The sequence below is a fragment of the Methylobacterium sp. NMS14P genome, assembly GCF_028583545.1.
Classification (GTDB): Bacteria; Pseudomonadota; Alphaproteobacteria; order Rhizobiales; family Beijerinckiaceae; genus Methylobacterium.
The window spans coordinates 273,628-294,540 of the sequence record NZ_CP087106.1; the positions used below are offsets into that span (position 1 = coordinate 273,628).

16 protein-coding genes are annotated in these 20,913 nt (G+C 72.8%); 8 read left to right on the forward strand and 8 right to left on the reverse strand.

Annotated features, from left to right (window positions below):
- Positions 1–53 precede the first annotated feature (53 nt).
- A complete protein-coding gene (locus tag LOK46_RS01320; protein WP_273562128.1) occupies positions 54–452 on the reverse strand; it encodes a PRC-barrel domain-containing protein in 399 nt (132 codons plus the stop codon).
- A gap of 268 nt (positions 453–720) precedes the next feature.
- Between LOK46_RS01320 and LOK46_RS01325 the strand changes: the two genes are divergently transcribed.
- Entirely contained in the window at positions 721–1,608 is an 888-nt protein-coding gene (locus tag LOK46_RS01325) for a DMT family transporter (RefSeq protein WP_273562129.1), read from the forward strand.
- A 42-nt stretch (positions 1,609–1,650) separates the two neighbouring features.
- Here LOK46_RS01325 and LOK46_RS01330 read toward each other — a convergent pair whose 3' ends face one another.
- The gene (locus LOK46_RS01330) at positions 1,651–2,568 is read right to left on the reverse strand and encodes a hypothetical protein (protein ID WP_273562130.1); all 918 of its coding nucleotides are present in this window, start codon (positions 2,566–2,568) and stop codon (positions 1,651–1,653) included.
- A gap of 153 nt (positions 2,569–2,721) precedes the next feature.
- Between LOK46_RS01330 and LOK46_RS01335 the strand changes: the two genes are divergently transcribed.
- The 5 genes from LOK46_RS01335 (at position 2,722) to LOK46_RS01355 (ending at position 7,056) form a co-directional block, all read left to right on the forward strand.
- Entirely contained in the window at positions 2,722–3,285 is a 564-nt protein-coding gene (locus tag LOK46_RS01335; protein WP_273562131.1) for a nitroreductase family protein, read from the forward strand.
- 11 nt (positions 3,286–3,296) lie between these two features.
- A complete protein-coding gene (locus tag LOK46_RS01340) occupies positions 3,297–3,926 on the forward strand; it encodes a flavin reductase family protein (protein ID WP_273562132.1) in 630 nt (209 codons plus the stop codon).
- Positions 3,927–4,015: 89 nt separating this feature from the next.
- The gene (locus tag LOK46_RS01345; RefSeq protein WP_273564731.1) at positions 4,016–5,101 is read left to right on the forward strand and encodes a lytic transglycosylase domain-containing protein; all 1,086 of its coding nucleotides are present in this window, start codon (positions 4,016–4,018) and stop codon (positions 5,099–5,101) included.
- Positions 5,098–6,636, forward strand: coding sequence for a DUF2336 domain-containing protein (locus LOK46_RS01350; protein ID WP_273562133.1), 1,539 nt, complete (start codon positions 5,098–5,100; stop codon positions 6,634–6,636). The genes LOK46_RS01345 and LOK46_RS01350 overlap by 4 nt, the downstream gene beginning before the upstream one ends.
- Positions 6,637–6,714: 78 nt before the next feature.
- A complete protein-coding gene (locus tag LOK46_RS01355; protein ID WP_273562134.1) occupies positions 6,715–7,056 on the forward strand; it encodes a hypothetical protein in 342 nt (113 codons plus the stop codon).
- Positions 7,057–7,092: 36 nt separating this feature from the next.
- On the opposite strand, the gene bcsN is transcribed toward LOK46_RS01355, so the two are convergent.
- Genes bcsN through bcsA form a run of 5 tightly spaced genes read right to left on the reverse strand, consistent with a single transcriptional unit; the run spans position 7,093 to position 16,193 of the window.
- Positions 7,093–8,055: a cellulose biosynthesis protein BcsN gene (bcsN, locus tag LOK46_RS01360; RefSeq protein ID WP_273562135.1), complete on the reverse strand. Its 963-nt coding sequence runs from the start codon at positions 8,053–8,055 to the stop codon at positions 7,093–7,095.
- The gene (locus tag LOK46_RS01365; protein ID WP_273562136.1) at positions 8,052–10,061 is read right to left on the reverse strand and encodes a hypothetical protein; all 2,010 of its coding nucleotides are present in this window, start codon (positions 10,059–10,061) and stop codon (positions 8,052–8,054) included. The genes bcsN and LOK46_RS01365 overlap by 4 nt, the downstream gene beginning before the upstream one ends.
- A complete protein-coding gene (locus LOK46_RS01370) occupies positions 10,046–11,200 on the reverse strand; it encodes a glycosyl hydrolase family 8 (RefSeq protein WP_273562137.1) in 1,155 nt (384 codons plus the stop codon). Before LOK46_RS01370 ends, LOK46_RS01365 begins: the two co-directional genes overlap by 16 nt.
- Positions 11,197–13,803, reverse strand: a complete 2,607-nt coding sequence (locus LOK46_RS01375) for a cellulose biosynthesis cyclic di-GMP-binding regulatory protein BcsB (RefSeq protein WP_273564732.1) — start codon at positions 13,801–13,803, stop codon at positions 11,197–11,199. The genes LOK46_RS01370 and LOK46_RS01375 overlap by 4 nt, the downstream gene beginning before the upstream one ends.
- A 5-nt stretch (positions 13,804–13,808) precedes the next feature.
- Positions 13,809–16,193 (reverse strand): UDP-forming cellulose synthase catalytic subunit, encoded by a 2,385-nt coding sequence (bcsA, locus tag LOK46_RS01380; RefSeq protein ID WP_273562138.1) that lies wholly within the window; start codon positions 16,191–16,193, stop codon positions 13,809–13,811.
- Positions 16,194–16,628: 435 nt separating this feature from the next.
- Between bcsA and LOK46_RS01385 the strand changes: the two genes are divergently transcribed.
- Together LOK46_RS01385 and bcsS are read left to right on the forward strand one after the other, a co-directional pair.
- Complete coding sequence (locus tag LOK46_RS01385; protein ID WP_273562139.1) at positions 16,629–19,058, forward strand: response regulator; 2,430 nt, start codon at positions 16,629–16,631, stop codon at positions 19,056–19,058.
- Between the two features lie 161 nt (positions 19,059–19,219).
- A complete protein-coding gene (gene bcsS, locus LOK46_RS01390; RefSeq protein WP_273562140.1) occupies positions 19,220–20,035 on the forward strand; it encodes a cellulose biosynthesis protein BcsS in 816 nt (271 codons plus the stop codon).
- A 64-nt stretch (positions 20,036–20,099) separates the two neighbouring features.
- Here the strand turns inward: bcsS and LOK46_RS01395 are convergent, their stop codons facing one another.
- Positions 20,100–20,360 (reverse strand): hypothetical protein, encoded by a 261-nt coding sequence (locus LOK46_RS01395; protein WP_273562141.1) that lies wholly within the window; start codon positions 20,358–20,360, stop codon positions 20,100–20,102.
- Positions 20,361–20,913 lie beyond the last annotated feature (553 nt).

Genomic DNA, 20,913 nt, shown 5'->3' on the forward strand with positions numbered 1-20,913 from the left:
GGGACCGCTGGGTCGGCCGGGCGCTGCGCCCGGCCGCGGCGAGGCGGTGTGCCTCAGCGCTTGAACTTGCCCTCGTACTTGAACTCGGGCGCCGACTTCAGCTGATCCTTGCTGGCGCCGATGATGGCCTTCCACTTCTTGGCGTCGGCGTCGTAGCCGATCGCGATCGAGCTCGGCGAGACCGCGACGTAGCGCTCGCCCATGCCGAGGAAGCCGCCCACCGAGACGATGTATCCGGACAGCTTCTCGTGATCGATCACAAGATCCTTGATCTCGCCGACCGTGTTGTTCTGCGCGTCGGTGACGTTGAGGCCGATCAGGTTGTAGCTGAGGACAGCGTCCTGCGGCACGGTCTCGAATTTGGGCGCCACCGTCGCGGGCGCCTCGTTGGCGGCGAAGGCGGGGCCGGCGAGGGCGGCGGATGCGAGGGCGGCGAGGACGAGGCGGCGCATAGTGAGCTCCAGTATCCCGGTATGGGTGCTCGGAAATGGCCGCCTCCAGCGCATCGTTCCGCGCCGACACGGAAATGTTAATGCGCGGAACATGGAACCATTGCCCAGTGCGTGGGCACGGCGCCGTCGCCGCGCCAGCGGCACCTCGGAGCAGCAACTGTATCGAGGATCGACCGGGACAGATTGCCCGGCCACGTCCCGATCGTTCCTGGCACACCGCGCCCCGGCGCGGCATTCCGGGCCCCGCAGGGTTCGGGAGGAGACATCCGTGGCAGGGGGAGTGATCGAGACGACGCGCGGACCGGCGACCGGCGCCTGGGTGGACGGTCTCATCGGCGTCACGATCTTCAGCGCGTCGCTGGTCGCCACGCGCCTCGCGCTGACCGGCATGGACGCGCTGTTCCTCAGCGCGGCCCGGGCGGCGCTCGCGGGCCTCGCCGGCGCGGCCGCCCTGCTGGCGCTCCGACAGGCGCGCCCGCGCCGGACCGATCTCCCGGCGCTCGCGATCGTGGCCGCGGGCGTCGTGGTCGGCTTCCCGCTCCTCACCGCCCTGGCCCTGCGCACGGTCGGCGCCGCGCACGGGACCGTCTTCGTCGGCCTCCTGCCCCTTTCCACCGCCCTGTTCGGCGCGCTGCGCTCGGGCGAACGGCCGTCGCCGATCTTCTGGCTGCTCTCGGTCACCGGCGCGCTGGTCACGGTCGGATTCGCCGCGCGCGGGCTCGACGGACCGCCGGGCCCGGGCGACGCCTTCATGCTGGCGGCGATCCTGCTCTGCGGTCTCGGCTACGCCGAGGGCGGCGTTCTGGCACGCAGGTTGGGCGGCTGGCAGGTGATCGCCTGGGCCACCGTCCTGTCGCTGCCGGTGAGCCTGCCCCTCGCCCTGCTGCTCCGGCCGGCCGAGCCGGCCGCGATCCCGCTGCCGGCCTGGGCGGGCCTCGGCTACGTCGCCCTGTTCAGCATGCTGATCGGATTCGTGTTCTGGTACCGGGCCCTGGCGCGCGGCGGCATCGCGTCGGTCGGCCAGCTCCAGCTGCTGCAGCCCTTCCTCGGCCTCGGGGTGGCCGCGCTGATCCTAGGCGAGCGGATCGAGCCCGCGATGATCGGCGCCGCCCTGGCCGTGGCGGCCTGCGTGGCGCTGGCGCGGCGCTACGCCTGACCGGCCGGGCACCGCCGTCCCGACGCCATCAGACCGCCATCGTCAGCCCGACTTGGCCACCACCTCGATGTCGCGGTCGAGCCCGCTCTCGACCTTGAACTCCCGGGTGTAGACCTGCCCGTCATGGCGGGCGATCAGCACGTAGTCGCCCTCCGCGAGGGTCACCTGCGGGAACGCGCCGATCGCCTCGCGGATCGTGTCGCCGCCCGGGGTCAGGACCGAGAAGGCGGTGCCCGCGAAGGCCTCGGCGCCGGGAGCGGCGACGAGCTTCAGGGTCATCGTCGCGGCGCGGTGGTTGAGTGTCGCCTCCGTGACCTTGCCGTTCTCGACGCGCAGGTCCGCGCGCTGGATCGCGTTCGACTCCCCGTAGGTCGAGACCACGTGATACGTGCCCTCCGGCAGGCGCAGCAGCTCGGCGGTCTTGATGCCCGAGCGCACGAGCCGGCCCTCGGAATTGGTCCCGACCGGGACGAAGACCGAGAACGTCACTTGGCCGGGCGGGATCTTCTGGTCGCCCACGGCGCCCGAGAGCTTCAGGGCGCCGGCCGCCACCCGGAGCGTGTCGGTCGTCGGCTGACCGCCCATCACGATCCGCTTCGAGGCGCTGGCGAAGCCGTAGGTCACAGTGGCCACGTACGCGCCCGGCGCGAGGGTGAAGTGCGGCTCGGCCTCAATCGAGCGGGCGACGATCGACGGGCGCGTGCCGTCGCCGCGATCCTCGTAGATCCGCCACGCCAGCCCTTGGCGCAGGGCTGTGCCCGGGCCCGACAGGAGCGCCGACAGGGACAGCTGCGCCTCCGGCTCGGCGGGGGGCAGGGACGGCGGCAGGTTCGGGCTGGTGATCGACGGCGACGGCAGGGCGCCGCCGAGCCGGTTCTGGAACGGGTCCTGCTGCGCGAGCGCGGCCGGCGGGCCGGCGGCGAGCATCGCCAGCGCGGTCGCTGCAAGCCTCATGCGCATCGTTCGGCCCTTCTCTACGCGTCACGCCGGTCGCGACACCGGATCGTCCGGGTCTGCCTCTGACCCCCGACCGTGGCGGCGGCAAGGCCGCTCTTCCACCGGCGGCCCGCGCATGCCACATCCCGGTCGGGACGCGATACCGGGACGGAGCGCATGACCGCCACCCTCGATCTCCTGAAGACCCGCCGCTCGGTACCGCCGGCGCTGCTGGACGAGCCCGGGCCGGACCGGGCGCAGCTGGACACCATCCTGGCCGCCGCCGCGCGCGTGCCCGACCACGGCAAGCTGGCGCCCTGGCGCTTCATCGTCATCGCCGGGGAGGCCCGGGGGCGGTTGGGCGAGGTCATCGCGGCGACCTTCGCGGCCGACAATCCCGACGCCGCGCCGGAGCGGCTCGCCCAGGAACGCGGCCGCCTGACGCACGCGCCGGTCGCCGTCGCGGTGGTCTCGCGGGCGGGACCGCACGTGAAGATCCCCGAATGGGAGCAGGTGCTCTCCGCCGGTGCCGCCACCATGAACCTCGTGATCGCCGCCAACGCCGCCGGCTTCGCCACGTCCTGGCTGACCGAATGGTTCGCCTACGACCGCCGCATCCTCGACGCCCTCGGCCTCGCGCCGACCGAGAAGCTCGCGGGCTTCGTCCATATCGGCCGACCGCGCGAGGTGCCCTCGGACCGGCCGCGGCCGGCGCTCGACGAGATCGTCACCTACCTCTGAAGGGACCGGCCGTGCACTACGATCTCGACCTGCCGCGCGAGTCGCGCGCCCTCCCGCACAATCCGCTGAAGGCCATCGTCGCGCCGCGGCCGATCGGCTGGATCAGCGCCTTGAGCCGCGCGGGCGAGCTCAACCTCGCGCCGTACTCGTTCTTCAACGCCGTGGCCGACAACATGGTCGCGTTCTCCTCCACGGGCCGGAAGGACGCGATGACCTTCGCCGAGGAGGGTCGCGAATTCGTCTGCAGCCTCGCCACCTGGGACCTGCGCGACGGGATGAACGATTCCTCGGCGCCGCTGCCGCGCGGAACGAGCGAGTTCGCCTTCGCCAACCTAGAGACCGCCCCCTCGCAGAAGGTGCGGCCGCCGCGCGTGGCCGCCTCGCCGGCGGCGCTCGAATGCCGCTGGCTTCAGACCGTGCCGCTGGTGCCCCTCGGGGGCGTCGAGGCGGAGAACTTCCTGGTGATCGGACAGGTGGTTTCGATCTACGTCGACGAACGTTTCGTCGCCGACGGCATGGTCGATACGGCGGCGATGCACCCGATCATGCGCGGCGGGTACTTCGATTACTTCCACGCCACCGCCGACACGCGCTTCCAGATGCGTCGGCCGAAGGGCGCGGGGGAGTTCACCGGGTCCTGAAACAGGATCCGGTTGTGCGCGGCCGATTGAGGACTTGTTTACCATAGCGGGCGCAGGTTCGGGCGGTCTCCAGCACCGTGCCCGCCCGGATGTTCCTGTTCACCACGCCGTCGAGCCCATCGGAGAGCCCGCCGCCCCAGGCGCGTGCGCTGCCGGGCACGCCCGCTTCCGGGCCGGTGGTCCAGGCCATCCGCGACGGGGCGACGGCGAGCGGCGTCGGCTTCGACTATCTCCTCGCCACGGCGCGGCGCGAATCCGCCCTCGATCCCGCCGCCAAGGCCGGGACCTCCTCGGCCACCGGCCTGTTCCAGTTCATCGAGCAGACCTGGCTCGGCGTAATGAAGAATGCCGGACCGCGGCTCGGGCTTCAGGCGCAGGCCGACGCCATCACCCGGCAATCGGACGGAACCTACACGGTGCCCGACGCCGGCCAGCGGCAGGCGATCCTCGACCTGCGCCGCGATCCCAAAATCTCCGCGACGCTGGCCGGAGCCCTGACCCAGCAGAACGCCGACGCCCTCACGAGCGCCCTCGGCCGCGAGCCGACCGCGGGCGATCTCTACGCGGCGCACGTGCTCGGCGCGAAGGGCGCGGCCGCCCTGATCTCGACTGCCCGCGCCTTCCCGGAGCGCGCCGCCGCCCTCGACCTGCCGGAGGCGGCCGGCGCCAACCGGGCGCTGTTCTACGACCGCGCCGGCCGGCCGCGGAGTGCCGCCGAGCTCTACGCCAGCCTCTCGGCGGCGGCGCAGGGCGCCGCGGCCACCGACCTCACCGGCCTGCGCCAGGACGGCGCCGCCGCGCCGCAGGCCGTCTCGGCCTACGCCAGCGCGGCGACCGCGTTCGGCGGTTCCTCGGATCTCCGCAGCCTGTTCCAGACGGACCAGCGCGGCGCGGTCTCCGACGCCGCGGCCCGGCTCTGGCAGGCGCGCAACAGCGCCGCGCCGGTCGCGCACGCGGCGCCCACCTACTTCCCGCGCTCCAGCTCGGAACCGGCGCCGCGCGTCGCCGCCGCGGAGCCCGCCATCACGGGCGCCCTCGCCGAGCCGGCGGCGACGCCGGCCGGCGCCGCCCTCCTCAATCCGCCGCTGCCGCCCCGCCGCCCCGCGGAACTCGCGGCCGCAGCGTCCTCGTCCGGCAGCAGGACCAGCCTGTTCGCCCCCCGGAGCGGTCGATGATCATCCGCGAGTTTCTGGCCTGGACGCAGGACGCCTCGGCCGAGCGCCGGGCCGAGGCGACCGCGACGCTGGCCCGGACCTACCTGTACGGCGACCTCGGCGCCGACGCGGCCTGGGAGGCCAAGACCGCGCTGCTCGCGCTCCTCGACGACCCGTCGCCCCTGGTGCGCCGGGCGCTCGCCGAGACCTGCGCCGCCTCGGCGCGGACTCCGCGGCCGCTGGTCGTCGCCCTGTCCTGCGACGTCCCGGAAGTGGCGCGGCCGGTGCTCGCGCGCTCCCCGGTTCTCACCGATGCCGACCTCGTGGACGCGGCCGCCCTCGGCGACGAGGCGACCCGCACGGTGATCGCCGCCCGGCACCATCTCTCGCACGCGGTCGCGGGCGCGCTCTCCGAGATCGGCGAGACCGAGACGCTGGTCGTGCTGGCGGCCAATCCGACCGCGAAGATCACCGCGGGCCGGATGCTGCGCATGATCGAGCGCCGCGGCGACGAGGCCGCCCTGCGCGAGGCGCTCCTCGCCCGCGCCGACCTGCCGCCGGAGGTGCGCCACGCCCTCGGGATCGCGGTGGCGCGGGCGCTCAGCGACTTCGTCACCGACCGCGGCTGGCTCGGCGCCGAGCGCTGCGACCGGATGAGCCGCGAGGCCGGCGAGCGCGTGGCGCTCGAGGCCTGCGAGGGCTTCGGCGCGGCCGCCGTGACGCGGCTGGTGACGCACCTGCGCGCGACCCGGCAGCTGACCGCGGGGCTGATCCTGCGCGCCGTGCTGTCCGGCCGCACGGACTTCGCGCTCGCGGCTCTGGCCGACCTGTCGGGGCAGGATCATGCCGGCGTCGCCCGGGCCATGCGCGACCCGCGCCTGTTCGCCGACCTGCACGACCGCGCCGGGCTGCCCGACGCTCTGCTGCCGGCGATGCAGGCGGCGCTCGCCGCGTGGCAGGAGCTCGCCCGCGGGGCGGCGCCCGTTCGGGGCAACGGCCTGTCGCGGCGCCTGATCGAATCCGCCATCGCGGGCTGCGGCGACCTGTCGGATCCCGACATGCATCCGGTGATCACGCTGCTCAACCGCTACGAGGCCGAGGCCGCCCGCGACGAGGCCCGCGAGGTGGCGCGCGCCATCGCCGCCCAGGCGCTCGCGCGTGAAACCGCCCGCCGGGACGCCGAGGCCGCCGACGCCGCGTGGCGCGCCGCTCTGGAAAGCCAGCGCCGGACCGCCTTCGCGGAGGCGTCCGACACGGCGCCCCCGAACGTCGTCGCGCTCGCCGAAACCGCGGACGGTCCGGCCCAGGCCGAGCCGATCAACCCGGTCGGCGCGATCCTCGACGCGCTGCCCGAGCAGATCCTGGCATGGTACCGGCCCGAGGAACTGGACCCGGAGGTCCAGGCCGCGACCGACCTCGTGCTCGACGGCCTCGGCGACAGCCTCCTCGATCATTTCCGCGCCAGCCAGGGCCGCGCCGGCCTGACCCTCGCCGAGCCGGAGCCCGAGCCGGAGCCCGAGGCGGGCCAGGACAAGCCGGAGCGGATCGCCGCCTGATACCATCGGGTCGTCGACAACGCGGGGGCTTTCGAGCCCCGCGCTCCTCCCGGAACTGTCAGGCCTTGCGCTGGAGCGATGGCACCGGACCTGTCCCGTTATTCCCGGCCTCCGGGCGAGGAGCCGCGCTACGTCCTGGGGGCGACGCGGACGCTGATCGCGGAGCGCGCCTACCAGTTCAGCCTCTACGCGGTCGATGTGGTCGCCTCAGACGGGTCGAGTGGCCGCCACGTCCTCGCGGTGCCGGTCGCGATCGGCGCGGTCTCGATCACGGTGGGTCTCGTCCTGACCGACGAGGATTCCCGCAGCGCCGAGGCGGGCGATCTCGCGGGCATCGCGTCCCTGGCCCGGGCCGTACAGGGCGGATACCGCCACTTCCGCACCTTCCCGGCGAACGACCTCGGGCGTTTCGTGCTCTGACGGCGCGGCCCGGCAGCATTCCGCCGCGGCCGGACCTCAGTTCGGCGGCCGGTAGGCCTCCGGCGGCAGGTCGCGGAAGAAGGTCTCGCCGGGTGCCTGCCCCGGGGCCGGCTTGGGCGCGATCCCGCTGCCGCTGCCTTCCGTGATGTAGCGCTGGCTGCCCGGCTCCGGCGGGACGGGCGCGGGGGCCTGCGGCGTCGGCGGGACGATGTAGCGCCGCTGATCCGGTGACGCGGCCGCGGCGCCCGGCGGAGGTGCGACGGGCGGCGCCACGGGGGTCTGGGGCGGTGGCGCGGCGGGCGTCCGGGGCGGCGGGGCCTCGTCCTTCGGCGCCTCGGCCGCGGCCGGCCGGCTCGGGCGTCGGGCGACAGCCCGGGGCTCGACCCGACGCGGCGGAACGCGCACGACGGCCGGCGGGGGGCGGATGCCCGGCAGGGCGATCCGGAGGCCCTCCACAGCCCGCACGAGGTCGCCGAGGCTCGCCTCGGCGGTGCGGCACAGCCGGATCCGCAGGGAGATCGCGCGGCGCGCGAGCGGCTCTGCCTGGAACAGCGCCGGCGGCTGCCCGCTGGCGGCAGCGGCGCCGCGACCGCCCTCAATCCACTGCCACGCGTAGAGGCAGTCGGCGCCCAGCGCGATGCCCACCGGGCCGTAGGCGTTGCGCAGCGGCGGCCGCACGGTCATCGCCTGCCCGGGAAACCGGACCGCGATCTCCCCCGCGATCCCGAACTCGCTGGGCTTCGCCAGCCGCGGCGGGAAGGCAAGGAGCAGGTCGGCCGTCTCCCGGCGCAGGGCGATCTCGGCGTGGTTGCGACCGTCGCCGCCGGCGTAGCGCAGCCGCTGATCGAACCCGTCGCGCTCCCGCGTCTCGACCACCGCGGTCAGCGCCCCGGCGCCGGGGAGCGACAGGACCGGGACCGTCTGCGCCCGCGCGACGGCGGGCAGCAGGAGCCACGCCAGGGCGCAGAGCCGGGCGGCGCGGATCGCCACGCGCCTCACGGGGCGGTCCGCTCGGTCGTGGCGGACGTGTCGTAGGCCGAGCGGCCGGGCATCTGGAACCGCTTCGCCTCGGAACTCTCGGGCCGCCCGCGCTCGGCCTGCTGGTCCTGCCACAGGGTCCCGGCGGCGGGCGGCGACAGAGATTCCGGCTTATCGCCGCCGCGATAGTCGGGCAGCAGGGCGTAGCCGAACCGCTCGTAGGGCATCGGCCCCGCTCCGGGCACGCGCCGGGCTACCAGGGGCGGCGCCTGGGTCGCGGGTTCCCGGACATAGGTCCCCGCCGGCACGGGCTCGGCCAGGGCGCGCACGAGCCCCGGCGGCGGGTAGCGGAGCGCGTTCTCCATGGAGACCGCCAGGGGAAACTCGTTGCGCTGCACGGCGAGGGGTTTGGCGTCCGCGGCGGCCGCAGGAAGGTCCGGCCGCGGCACCCGGTTCACCGGTGGCGTCTCGGCCCGCGCGGCGGGCGCCCCGTGGCGCCCGGGCGCGGGCGCGGCGGCGGCCGGCGCGGGGTCGCAGGGCAGCGGCGCCCCGCCGGCGGTCTCGCGGAACAGCAGGTCGACCACCTTCGGGAAGAGGCCGTCGTAGCGGTTCACGACCTCCAGGAAGGGCCGCTGCCGCTTGAGCCGTTGCAGTGTGAGCGCGTAGCCGAAGACGGTCCCCTCGCTCGGCATCCAGGCGACGGCCCGCTGGAACCACTCCAGCGCCGTGTCGAATTGGCAAGAATTGTAGGCGTACCACGCGAGCCCCTGGGCGCCTTCGCCCGAGGTGGAGGCCGTCACGACCTGGGCGTAGCGGGCGATGCGCGCCGGCTCGATCGCGGGCGGGCGGGGCAGTGTCAGCTTCTGCTCCAGGATGTCGATGTAGAGCAGCTCGTTGCCGACGAAACGGTCGCGCCACGCGTAGGCGACCTCCTCGGCCTCGCGCTGCATGTCGAGCTGGCGCAGGGTCAGGGCGAGCCCGTGGGCCACCATCGCGTCGCCGCCGCGGGCGATCGCCTGCTTGAACCATTCGAGCGCCTCGCGGAACTGGCGGCGCTTGTACGCGTACCAGCCGAGCAGGCTGGTCTGGCTGGGATCGCCGCTCTTGCGGGCGACAGTCTGGAACGCCGCGAGATCGGCCGGCGTCGGGGTCTCGGCGCTCTCCTCGTGCAGGAAGGCGGCGATCCGCGCCCGGGTGATGTCCAGGCGGATCGCGTCGAACTCCGAGGCCCCGTTCGCGCCGCGGTGTCCCATCTCGATCAGGCGCTCCGCCTGCGCCATGCGCAGATGCGCCATCGCCTTCTGGATGGTGGCGAGGCGCACGCCGGAATCGGCGTTGCCGTCGAGGATCGACTTGTAGAGCTCGAACGCCTCGTCGCCCGAGCCGGAATCGCCCAGGGCGTCGGCGACCGTCCAGATGCTCTGGACGTCGAGCGGGTCGAGGGCGCCGGGATCGGCCCGGTAGAGGTCGATGACCGCGTCGGCCTCCTTGCCGGTGAGTGCCGTGATCCGGGACCGGAACTCGGCCCGGCGGAGCTTGCGCGCCAGCTCCTCGGAGGGCTGCCACGCGGGATCGATCGACCTGCGCGCGGCGATCGCCGCGCGCAGGTCGTCGAAGCGTCCCGCGGTGAAGAGATCCCAGAGCGGCGCTTCCTCCGGCGGGCTCGGCTGCAGCGCGTTGAGATCCGGCGGCTCGTTCCAGCCCGGATAGAGCCGCTTGAGACGGGCGATCTCGGCCTTCATCCGCGCCGTCTGCTTCTGGGCCGCGTAGTAGCGGAGCGCGCTCTCGTCGACCATGTCGTTCGTGCGGGACGTGGCCGGGTCGGCCAGGATCGCCGGCGCGCGCGGGCCGTCGCCGTAGACGATGCGCGGCTCGGACCGCGTCGGCGCGGCGAGATTCTGCGGCGAGGGTCCGGATCGCCCGTCAACCTGCGCGGCGGCCGGCGAGGCGGCGAGCGCCAGCACCAGGAGGCAGGGGGCGGCCGGTCGGACCCGGGCCGGCGGACGACCGGTCAGGACTTCAGGCATGACGGGTAGCGCATGCGGGCCGCGGTCAGGGCGAGGAGGCTCAGGGTTGCCGGATAGTAGTTCTGGTTGCCGATATCGCCCCGGGCATCTTCCGGAAAGGGCGTGCCGTCGAGGGCGCAGGCCACCAGGGCGGGGATCCCCATGTAGCCGGCCTCGGTGAGCCACTCGACCTTTCGCCCGTCGCCGGTGTCGACGATCGGCAGCCGCTCCCGTTCGGAGCCTGACCACAGGGCCTGGAACGGCGCGAGGTCGTCGGGCCGCACCAGCCCCGCCCAGGCGAGGTAGAGCGGGATGCGGATGGCGTTGTAGGAGAACAGGGGCGGGAAGCCTGTGGCGGGGCGCGGAGCGTCCTTGGCGGAGATCCACTCGGTGGGCAGGCTGCTCGGACCGAAGCGGGACTGCCGCAGCAGGGCGAGGCCGCTGCGCGTGAGGGCCGCCCAGTCGTATTCCGGCGCCACGAGGGCGAGGCGCGGGAAGGCGGGGAAGATCCAGTAGGAGAGATTGACCAGCGGACCGTCCGGTCGCTCGCGGGCCGAGAAGCCCGAGACCGCCGGGAGCAGCAGCGCCCCGTGCGGGTCGCGGAACAGGATGGTCTTGCGCCCGAACTCGATGGCGATCCGACGGGCGGCGGTCCGGTAGCTCGGCTCGTTCCAGGCCTCGGCGGCCTCGGTGAGGGCCCAGGCGACGAGGATGTCCCCGTCGGTGGCATTGTTCATGTCGCTCACCGCCGGCCGCTTGTCGGGCGACCAGCGCCACGCCAGCAACTCGTCGCCGCGGACCATCAGGTTGGCGCGGGTCCAGCCCCAGATCCGCTCGAAGCTGACCCTGTCGCCCGCCGCCACGGCGAGCAGCATGCCGTAGCCCTGGCCCTCGCTGTGGCTGATCAGACCGTTGGCGGTGTCCACCACACGGCCCTGATCGGTGATGAACCGGGAGCGGTACGCCCGCCACGCGGCGTCGTTGCCGAGCTTGCCGGCGAGGCCCGGGCTCGCCGCCCTGGCGGCCTGGGCTGGCTGCGTGCCCGGTTGCGCGGTACTCGGTGGCACTGCGGGATCGTCCGGCGTCGGGGCCGCCGCCGCGGGCAGCACCGCCGCGATGAGGAAGGCCGCGGCGAGGGGCGCGCGGTCGCGGCGGCTCATGAGTTCTTCCTGCCGACGTTGCGCACGAGGCTCGTGGTCGCGAGGCCGAGGCACAGCGCCATCGCGAGGGTCATGCCGACGTAGTATTCCGTGTTGATCGACAGCCACGCCGCGGACACGAGGCGCAGGTTCGCCAGGGATCGCGGCTGCGTCTCGACGAGTTCGATCCGCTCGGGCCGGGACGTCACCAACGTGCCGTTCGACGCGTCGAGGAAGGCGGCGCTGCCGCCGAGCCTCGCCCAGACCACGGGGTCGACGAGGCAGGAGACGGACGCCTTCAGCAGCGACGCGTTCGGCGCGGTGACGATCACGGTGTTGCTCGACTGGACCGGCGGCCCCTCGGCGATGAGCAGCGAGGCCGTGGCCGGGACCTCGACCGTCTCGTCCGGCTTCACCTGCGCCGTCACCGTCTGGCGCAGCGATCGCACCGTGCCGGTGATCTCGTTCCAGACGGAATCGACGGCCGCCCAGATCTGGCGCGAGCCGCGCGTCGACGCCTCCCAGCGGTCGATGAGCTCACGGTCCGAGGAGGAGCCCGAGGAGGAGCCCGAGGCGGGGGCCGAGCCGGGGGCCGGGGCCGATGTCGGCGCGGGCGCGGCGCTCGCCTCGCCCTGGGATGCCGGCGCCTTAGCGGGCTGCGCCGGGCGCACCTGCGGGATCAGGGTGGGCAGGGCGCAGCGCATCGGCAGGTTACGACGCAGGCGATCGAGGGTGAGCACGCCTTCCGGGCCGAACTGGCCCGGGGTGGCGACCATGTCGGCGCGGCCTTCCCAGACCCGCTGGACCTGCTGCGGATCGAAGCCGACCGACTCGAGGAGCGCCGGGTCGAGGGCGCGGGCGGGCGCGACCACGAGCTGGCTCGTATCGGACGCGACCTGCTGCTGCGTGACCACCTCGAAGTCGATGACCCGCTCGGATGCCATCGCCAGCCGGGCGGCCAGGGTCGCGGCGGCGTCGGCGCTGTCGCGGTCCGGCGTCGGCAGCACGAGGCGCGGGCGCTGCCCGGGGACGACGAAGGGAACGGCGCCGCCCTTGATCGCCGCGAGGTCGGGGCTGCGCGCCGCCCGGGCGAAGTGCGGGATCTCGATCCGCGAGCGATCGAGGAACAGGAAGCGCGCCTGCTTGGCCGCCGGACTCAGCGTGTCGCAGACTTGGTCGGCGGCGTTCGGCAGCTGCGCCGAGATCTCGACGTGGTTCACCCCCGGGCGCCACAGGCTGAAGGGCAGGGGGATGGCGCTGTCGTCGAACACCTCGCCGCGCCCGTCGGGGAGCGGGACGCTGGCCGCGTTGCGCCCGTTGATGTCGATGACGATGCGGGCGTCCGAGGACAGTCCGGCCACGTAGGCCCCGGCCAGGTGCAGCATGACCTTGCCGTAGTCGGCCGGGACGAAATCCCCGGGGAAGCGCAGGTCGAAGCCGACATGGAGGAGGCGGCCCGAGAACTCCCGGGACGCCGCGCCGAGACGGTCGAGCGTCAGGCTCTCGCCGCCATGCACCATGTAGCCGCGGAAGAGCTGAACGGCCTTGAGCCCGCTCGGCGTCCCGGTGTCGGCCGGGACGCCGAGGTTGGTGATCGCCTGACGGACGTCCTCGTCGCGCGCGCCGGTGACCACCAGGGTCGGCGGCGCGTTCGGCCGCGTCGGCAGCATGGCGAGGCGGGGCCCGGTGATCGGGCCGAGTTCGGAGACCCCTTCGACGCCGGCGATCTCGGAGGCGGTGCCGACGACGAGGTTGATGCCGTTGCGGCCCTGCAGGGGAGGGCCGAAGGTCACGGTCGGACGGGCGGCCCGTCCCACGAGCGCGAAAGCCTGGACCGCCTCGATCATCCGTTCCAGGCGCGCCAGGTTCGGGCGCTCGTTCAGGATGACCTGGATCGGCAGGGCGCCGCTCTCGTCGGGCTCCGCTGCGGCGAGGGAGCGGACATCCATGTCGGTGGCCGTTCCGACGACGAGGCCGGACCGCGACGGGTCGATCTGCGTCCACAACTCGTAGGTCGCGCCGATCGAGCAGTCGACGCGGTGGCGCTGGCTGGCGGTGAAGGTCACGGCATTGTAGCCGGGCTTCAGCACGCCGTCGGCGACCGCGAACTCGACGACCTTCACGGCGCCGGGTGCCTGGATGCGGGTCCAGCCGACCTTCGTGCCGTTGACGAAGGCGGCGAGTTCGGAAGTCTCCGGCGCTACCGAGATCGCCGACAGGTACGAGAGGCGCAGCCGTGCCGGTCCCCGCGTCTGCGCCTCGGTGAGGTAGACCGGGTAGCGCAGGGAATCCTCTTCCCCGGTGAGGCGGAAGCCGCGCGGTCCGGACGGAAGCCGGCGCGCCGGCGCGATGGTCGACTGGATCACCCCGCGCGGGACCGTCTGCGGCGCGGCGGCCCGCGGCGGCTCGGGCAGGCGCGGGGTCGAACGCGGCTCCGCCGCGGCGGCGTCGGGCCGGCGCGCCAAGTCCGGTCCGTCGCCGGTCGGCGCGCGCAGGGCGTTGCCGCTGGGCGGGACCGTCAGCCGCTCCGCCGGGCCCGAGCCCAGGAAGCTCTGGGCCAGGGCCGGAACGCTCGCGAGACCGAGCAGCAGCCCCAGCACGGGGAGGCGCAGCCTGGCGCCCATCGCCGTCACGCCGCGCTCGTGCGCCGGCCGCGAAGCTCGGCCAGGGTGCGCTCGTTCTCGTAATCCATCATCAGGCGGACCCAGTCGTCCCCGCTCTCGACGTCGGTGGGTTTTGCGGTCGTGGGAAGCGTTGGCGCCGCACCGGCCGTCGCCGGCGGCGGGACGGTCGGCGCCGGAGCGACGGCCCCTGACGGCGCGTCGTAGACCGGCGCCTCCTCGATCTCGACGGGCCGCGGGCGCCGGCTGGCCAGGAGATAGCGCAGGGCGCGGAACGGCTCGACCAAGCCCCACCACGCGAATTGCAGCGTGCCGGTGGGAATGTCCTTGTGCCGCCGCCGCCGCAGCTGGAACCGCCGCATCGCCTCGGCGTCGCCGTACATGAGGCCCGCGAGCGCCGGGTAGTCGCGGACCGCCAGCGCGCCGAAATTCACCCGCATGACGAGTTCCTGGCCGTCGCGCGTCGCCTGGTCCAGGTGGACCGGCAGCGGCGCGGCCCGGCGCGCGCCGGCCGTCGGCTCGACGCTGAGCATCCCCCGCAGCGGCGGGCGGGTGAGCCCCGGATCGAGGGCGCCGCTCAGGAGGCGCAGGGTGCAGGCCTCGGCGGAGACGCGCTCGATCGACACGTCGACGCTGTGCCCGGAGAGGGAGAGGACGCCGCGGCGATCGATCGCCAGCGAGGGCGTGCGTTCGAGCTGGCGCCGCTCGGCGCAGACCCCGAGGGAGGCGCCCGCGGTCAGCAGGTTGAAGAAGTTCCACAGCCCGACCACCAGCATCAGGTTGGTCACGCCGGGCTCGTACAAGTAGCGCCACGCCGCGACGGCGCAGCCGAGCATCAGGAGCAGGTAGATCAGGAAGAACGGCAGGGCGAGCGACGAGATGTGGTCGTGGTCGAGGGTCGCGCCCTTGTTGGTGACGTTGAAGGTCGGCTTGCGGGGCGAGGCGATGACCGAGACGATCGCCTTGGCGAGGTAAACGCCCTGGATGTACTCGTAGAGCTCCGACACGAACGGCCAGCGGAACTTGCCGTAGACGTAGTTCTGGATCATCAGGTTGATGATGATGTAGGTCAGCGTGTAGGCGATCGACTCGTCCACGCTGGCGACGAAGATCTTCAAATCGAAGAAGATGTGCAGCAGCGGCGCGAACATGAAGATCAGCCGCGGGATCGGGAAGAACCAGAAGGTCATGCTGGAGAGGTAGGCGATCTTCTGGATCGGCTTGAGGCCCTTCTGGAAGACCGGATTCTTCAGGAGCAGGATCTGGAACATCCCCTGGCACCAGCGGGAGCGCTGGCCGATGAAGTCCGTCAGCGTGTCCGGCTGCAGGCCGGCGATCAGCGGCTTGTCGACGTAGGCGCTGGTCCAGTTGCGCGAGTGCAGTTCGAAGGCGGTCTCGCAATCCTCCGTGATGGTGATGCCCGAGAAGCCGCCGGCCTCGTCGAGGGCGGTGCGGCGCAGCAGGGCCGCCGAGCCGCAGAAGAACGAGCCGTTCCACTTGTCGAGGCCGCGCTGCGTGACCGCGTAGAACATCTCGTTCTCCGAGGGCATGCGCTCGAAGGTTCGCAGGTTGCGCTCGACCGGGTCGGGGTTGAGGAACGCGTGCGGCGTCTGCACGAGGAACAGCCGCGGGTCCTGCGCGAAATAGCCGACGGTCTCGGTCAGGAACGAGCGGAACGGGACGTGGTCGGCGTCGAGCACTGCGACCAGGTCGCCCCGGGCGTGGGCGAGGCCGTTGTTGAGGTTGCCCGCCTTCGCGTGCTCGTTGCGGGCGCGGGTGAGGTAGCGGGCGCCGAGTTCGTCGCAGAGCGCCTGCAACTCGCCCCGGCGGGCGCGCGCCGCCGCGGCCTTGGCGGGGTCGGCATCGTTGCACTTCTGGTCGGTGCCGCCGTCGTCGAGCAACCACACCGTGAGCTTGTCGGGCGGGTAGTTCAGCTGCCGCGCTGCCGCCAGGGTCATGGCGAGGATCGCGGCGTCCTCGTTGTAGCTCGGCACGAACACGTCGACCGTCGGCAGGTCGGCGGCCGGGGCGGCCGGCGGCGGGTCGCGCCGCAGCGGGTCCGCGTTGATGATCAGGCTGACGAACAGGATGAAGACGCAGTAGAGCTCGGCCACCAGCAGGATCAGGCCGAACCCGAAGCTGACCGGATCGCCCGGCGACGGCAGGGTGTTGGTGAGCCGCCACAGGATGTAGCGCAGCACCACGAGGCTGCCGAGCGCCATGAAGACGAACCGCGTCCGGGGCCCGTCGAACATCGCCCACAGCACGGTCATCACCGCCATGGCGGCGAGGCTCATGGCGAGCTGGGCCTGCGTCCCGACCGGATGGCTGAGCAAGGCGAGGCTGGCGACTGTCGCCCCTACCCAGGCCAGCCAACGCAACGCCTGCCTCACGCTACAGCCTCCCGGGCCAACAATCCCTCGGATCGAGGTGCAACGGCTCTAAGGCCGGGTTTGTACAGCGACGATGGTCAATGAACAAACCCATTCGCAATATCCAGTCGGATTCACTTGATCGGAAATTACGGTTAACTTAGGAATGTCGGCAGCCCAGATGAGGGCCGGCGCGGTGAAGTCGATCGGCCTGCAGAGGCGACGTCGCGGCGCGCCGCAGCGTTGAATACATTAACGATCCGTTCTTAAGCTTCGCGATAATCGTCAATGGCGCGGCGCATGCGACGAAGAGCGCCATGGATAGTCATGACGGTGCGAGCGGTCCGCTCGGCCGGCCGCGCCGGGAGCCGGAGCCGCCGCCTCGGTGCGCCGCGGGCCTTAATCGACCCTTAACGAAAATCGCGCCTCGCTCGGGACCGACCCCCGGGCGTACGGATGACCGCGAAGCCGCTGCAGATCTCCCTCGGATTGCTCAACGCGCTGCAGGTGGCGATCGCCGCCGCGGCGGGGTTCGCGGCCGCCGTCCTGATCGTCGTTCCGGCCGCCCAGCCCGGGGTCGCGTCGTCCCCGCAGGAGCAGGTCGGCACGGCCTCGCGCGCCTACGTCGCCGCCATCGCGGCGCGGCTGCGGCAGACCGTGGGGGAGGCGCGCAACGCCGCTCTGACACTCCGCGACGACGACGGCCTGCTCTCGGCCGACCAGCGCGCCGCGCGCCTGCGCGCGTGGCTCGACCTGAATCCGGTCTACCGGGACGCGGTGCTCGTCGCGCCCGACGGCACCGTGCTGGCGGCCCAGGACGAGCGCCGCATCGGCAGCAGCGTCGCGCGGCGGACCTGGTTCCTGCGCGCCCGCGCGGCCGGCGTCTTCGTGATCAGCGACGGTGCGGAGGCCGACGCGCCGTTCGGGGCCGCCGTGACCCTCGGCGAGCGCGGGCAGGACGGCCTGCTGCGCCTCGACGCCGACCCGAGCTACTTCACCAAGGTCGAGGAGGACGTGCGGCGCGCCGGGGCGCTGCCCGAGACGCTCGGGTTCCTCGTCGCCACTCCGGACAGCCGGGTCCTGTCCGGAACCCCGAGCCCCTTCCGGACGACGGGCGTCTCGGCCACGACGCCGATGCGCGTCGCGGCCGAGATCGGCTCCCCGGGCTGGCTGGTGACGGCGCAGGCCGTTCCCTCCGGCGCGTCGCTGGCCGCGGCGCCGGACTGGCGGATGCTCGGCGTCGGCCTCGCCCTCGTGGCCTGCGCGGCGGCCCTCGGCTTCGTCGCGGGGGAGCGGCTGACGCGACCGCTGCGCCGCCTCCTGAAAGGGGAGGGCGAGACCGCCGGCGACGAATCCGACGCGCCGCGCACGTGGATCGGCGAGTTCGCGGCGCTCTCGGACGTCTTCGCGGGGCATCGCCGCAGCGCCGGGCTGATGATGGCCGGCGCCGGGTCCGAGGTCGCTCGGCTCAAGGCGCGGCTGACGACCTTCGAGGCGATCTCCGGCTGGGCCTGCTGCGAGATCGATCCCGAGACCGGCCGGACCCTTCTGGAGTCGCGGAACGCGGACGGCACCGACGGAACCCCTTTCGCCGCCCCGTTCGCCGCCTGCTTCGCCGCCGACGACCGGCCCGTTCTCGACCGGGCGCGCGACGCCGCCCTCGCGAGTGACGGCCCTCACGACGTGGTCCTGCACCTGCACGACTGGCCGGAGCAGCAGGTTCAGGTCAGGCTGCTGTGCCTCGCCGACGCCAGGGGCGACCGTCGGCTCTTCGCACTGATGCGGAAGCTGCCGGGGAGCGAGACGACGGCCTTGCCGCAGCCGGTCGAGCCGCGCCGCAACCTCGTCCTGCGGCGGGTGACCGACGGCATCGTCCACGAGTTCAACGACGTCCTGACCGTCGTGCTGACGAATCTCACCTTGCTGACGCGCCGGCACGCCCTCGGGGACGAGCAGGAACGGCTGGTCGGTCGGGCCACGGCCGGGGCGCGCCGGGGCGCGGCGCTCACCCGCCGCATGCTGCACCTCGTGCGCGGCGACGGGACCGGCATCACCCTCGCCGAGACCGATCTCGCCACCACCTTCGAGGGCTACCTGCCGTTCCTGGCCGCGAACGCCCTCGGCGAGTTGCCGGTGCTCAACCGCATCCCCGCCGGGCTGCCGCCCGTCCTGTGCAGCGAGCGCGTGCTCGAACTGCTGCTCCTCAACCTGGCCTTCCATATCCGCGACGCCGGCCTCGCGGGCTTCGCTATCGCGGCCGTCGAGGGCGCGCCCGAGGACGCGGGTGCCGCGGCAACGTCCGCGGCCTACGTGCGGGTGCTCGTCAGCAGCGGTCGCCGCCCCGAGGCCGCGCCGCTGCCGGCCGGGACGGGAGCGACTCTGACGTCGGCCGCGGCGCTCGTGACCGAGAGCGGAGGTCTCTGGCGCCTGATCCGCGACGGGATCGGCGCCGAGCCCTTCCTGGCCGAGTTCTGGCTACCCGCCGCACGCCCTGCCGTCGCCACGCTCCCGCCGTCCCGCGCGGCGGGCCTGAAGATCCTGCTCGTGGAGAGCGACGGCCTCGTGCGGGCCAGCGTCGCCGAAGTGCTCGCCGATCTCGGCCACGCGGTGGCGCAGGCCGCCTCGGGTGCGCACGCCCTCGAGATCCTCGCCCGCGACGCCGCCTTCGACGCGATGATCGTCGATCAGTCCATGCCGGTGATGGCCGGCCTCCAGCTCGCCGCCGCCGTGGTCGAGCGGTATCCAGAGATCCGGATCATCCTCGCCAGTCCGCACGGCCAGCTGCCGCGATCCGCCGACGCCTTCCTGCGGATCGACAAGCCCTTCCGCAACGAGGACCTCCAGGACGTCCTCGACGCCGCGGCGAGGCGCGCCCGCGCGGCCTGACCGTCGCGCGCCACGGCACGCCCTGCGCGGCACGCGTGCCTGATCACCCCATCTCGGTGGCGCCGACCATGTTGAAAGTCAGTCCTTATAAAATTGGATGTTAACCATTGTCGCCGAGTGTTGGTTAAAGCGTAAATCGTACCTTAACGGAGCCGGCGAATATGGGCGGGACTGCGGAACCGACTGCCCGACGTCCTCTCACGCCGTTCACGACTGCTCTCGCCTTCTCGTGCGCCTGCGCCGCGGCGGCTGCCACGCCTGCCGCCGCCGCGGACCTGCCGGCCCGGGGTGCGGGCGCCGACTGGTACACCGGCGCCTCGCAACAGGCGGTCGATGACAGCTGGGCCGTCGCCGTCGACGGCTCGACCAGCGTGACGTCGAACAGCTCGGCCTTCGGCTCCGTGACGGTGACCGCCGCGCCCAACGGCTCCCCCACCCGGGACGGCCTGCGGGTCCGCGTCGACGCCATCGGCGGAACCTACTCGTATCCCGGCCGGTCCGTCGCGACGCGGGTGACCGGCTACCAGCAGGAAGGCGCCCTCCAGGCGGGTTACGAGTGGGTCTGGAAGGACGCCGCCCTCGCCGGATTCATCGGCTTCAACGTCCGCAGCAATCAGCTGTCCATCCCCGACCCGGGCAACCCGGTCGTCGGTACGGGCGTCGGGCTGAAAGTCGCTGGCAACTTCTACGCGACGCCGACCGACCGGACCATGGTCTCGGCCTACGGCTCGTACTCGACCAAGTTCAACGCCTACTACTCACGCCTGCGCGTCGGCTACATGCTCGCGGACGGCGTCTATATCGGGCCTGAGGCGCTGTTCCTGGGTGACGACTTCTTCCGCCAGTACCGCATCGGTGCCCATCTGACCGGCGTCCGCTTCGGGCCCGTCCAGATGTCGGTGGCCGCCGGCTACGTGCGCGATCGGGTGCAGGGCTCCGGCTACTATTCCAGCGTCGAGGCGCGCTCGACCTTCTAGGGTGATGCGCGGGCTCTGGGACTGAAACCGCGGGTCGCCACCGGGACGGCGCTGACCGGACACCTTACCGGGACGTCGTCAGGAGTTGGCCGGGCCTCAGCGGGTCCCAGACGCCCTCGAAAACCGGCTGCATCGCGTCGTTGAACGACTGCGCCCGGGACATCGGCGACGGGGCGACCCTGGGCTGAATGCCGATCAGCGTGGCGGACACACCGAGGAGGGCGATCAGGCACAGGCCGGCGATCGCCCAGCGCGGCGCACCCCAGGTGTGGAGCACTCCGACCAGCGTGACGAAGATGGCAAATAGGCCGATAAACTGATGCATAAGACACCTCTAAGCGGTGTCTAGAGCGAGAATAGAGCCAAGAACTTTGTTCCAGATTGGAACACAAGTCCCTACAGCGGTAGTTACTGGAGGCTCATTCCTGGACACAGGCTGCGGCTCGTGCGGGCTGACGCGACCGTCGGCTCGCGACCTGAACTGTCCTTCGATGAAGGTCGGCGGGGACGGCCCAACGGCAGGATCGCCCGGGTGGCGCCGATAAGACGCCGGGGCATCGCGGCTGCGCGAGGGATGTGCCCGCACCCGCGCGAGCCGCTTCCGATCGTGTTGGACGGTCCGGATAGACGGCGACCCAGGTCGAGAGGGTCGCGCCGTGGCCCCTCTTCTGAGCCGGGAGAGGTTTGGGCTGTGGGGCCGAACGCTTCGAGGTCGAGCGCGCCATGACGGCTCGGGCAGGGAGCGCCTGATCCGGACGGACCTGATCCCTCGCCCTGTCCCTCTCTCACACGGGAGAGGGGATCCGCGCCACAGACGGCACGGGCTCGGCTCTGGCCACCGTCCCGACTCGATCGCGAACGGCGCTCGCGGCCGCGCG

What these genes read in the sequence shown, in the direction of transcription:
- LOK46_RS01355 (WP_273562134.1), top strand. Translation starts at nt 6,715, where the DNA reads ATGGCACCGGACCTGTCCCGTTATTCCCGGCCTCCGGGCGAGGAGCCG.
- LOK46_RS01375 (WP_273564732.1), bottom strand. Translation starts at nt 13,803, where the DNA reads ATGGGCGCCAGGCTGCGCCTCCCCGTGCTGGGGCTGCTGCTCGGTCTC.
- LOK46_RS01385 (WP_273562139.1), top strand. Translation starts at nt 16,629, where the DNA reads ATGACCGCGAAGCCGCTGCAGATCTCCCTCGGATTGCTCAACGCGCTG.
- LOK46_RS01330 (WP_273562130.1), bottom strand. Translation starts at nt 2,568, where the DNA reads ATGCGCATGAGGCTTGCAGCGACCGCGCTGGCGATGCTCGCCGCCGGC.
- LOK46_RS01365 (WP_273562136.1), bottom strand. Translation starts at nt 10,061, where the DNA reads ATGCCTGAAGTCCTGACCGGTCGTCCGCCGGCCCGGGTCCGACCGGCC.
- LOK46_RS01350 (WP_273562133.1), top strand. Translation starts at nt 5,098, where the DNA reads ATGATCATCCGCGAGTTTCTGGCCTGGACGCAGGACGCCTCGGCCGAG.
- LOK46_RS01370 (WP_273562137.1), bottom strand. Translation starts at nt 11,200, where the DNA reads ATGAGCCGCCGCGACCGCGCGCCCCTCGCCGCGGCCTTCCTCATCGCG.
- LOK46_RS01320 (WP_273562128.1), bottom strand. Translation starts at nt 452, where the DNA reads ATGCGCCGCCTCGTCCTCGCCGCCCTCGCATCCGCCGCCCTCGCCGGC.
- LOK46_RS01395 (WP_273562141.1), bottom strand. Translation starts at nt 20,360, where the DNA reads ATGCATCAGTTTATCGGCCTATTTGCCATCTTCGTCACGCTGGTCGGA.
- LOK46_RS01335 (WP_273562131.1), top strand. Translation starts at nt 2,722, where the DNA reads ATGACCGCCACCCTCGATCTCCTGAAGACCCGCCGCTCGGTACCGCCG.
- LOK46_RS01345 (WP_273564731.1), top strand. Translation starts at nt 4,016, where the DNA reads ATGTTCCTGTTCACCACGCCGTCGAGCCCATCGGAGAGCCCGCCGCCC.
- bcsS (WP_273562140.1), top strand. Translation starts at nt 19,220, where the DNA reads ATGGGCGGGACTGCGGAACCGACTGCCCGACGTCCTCTCACGCCGTTC.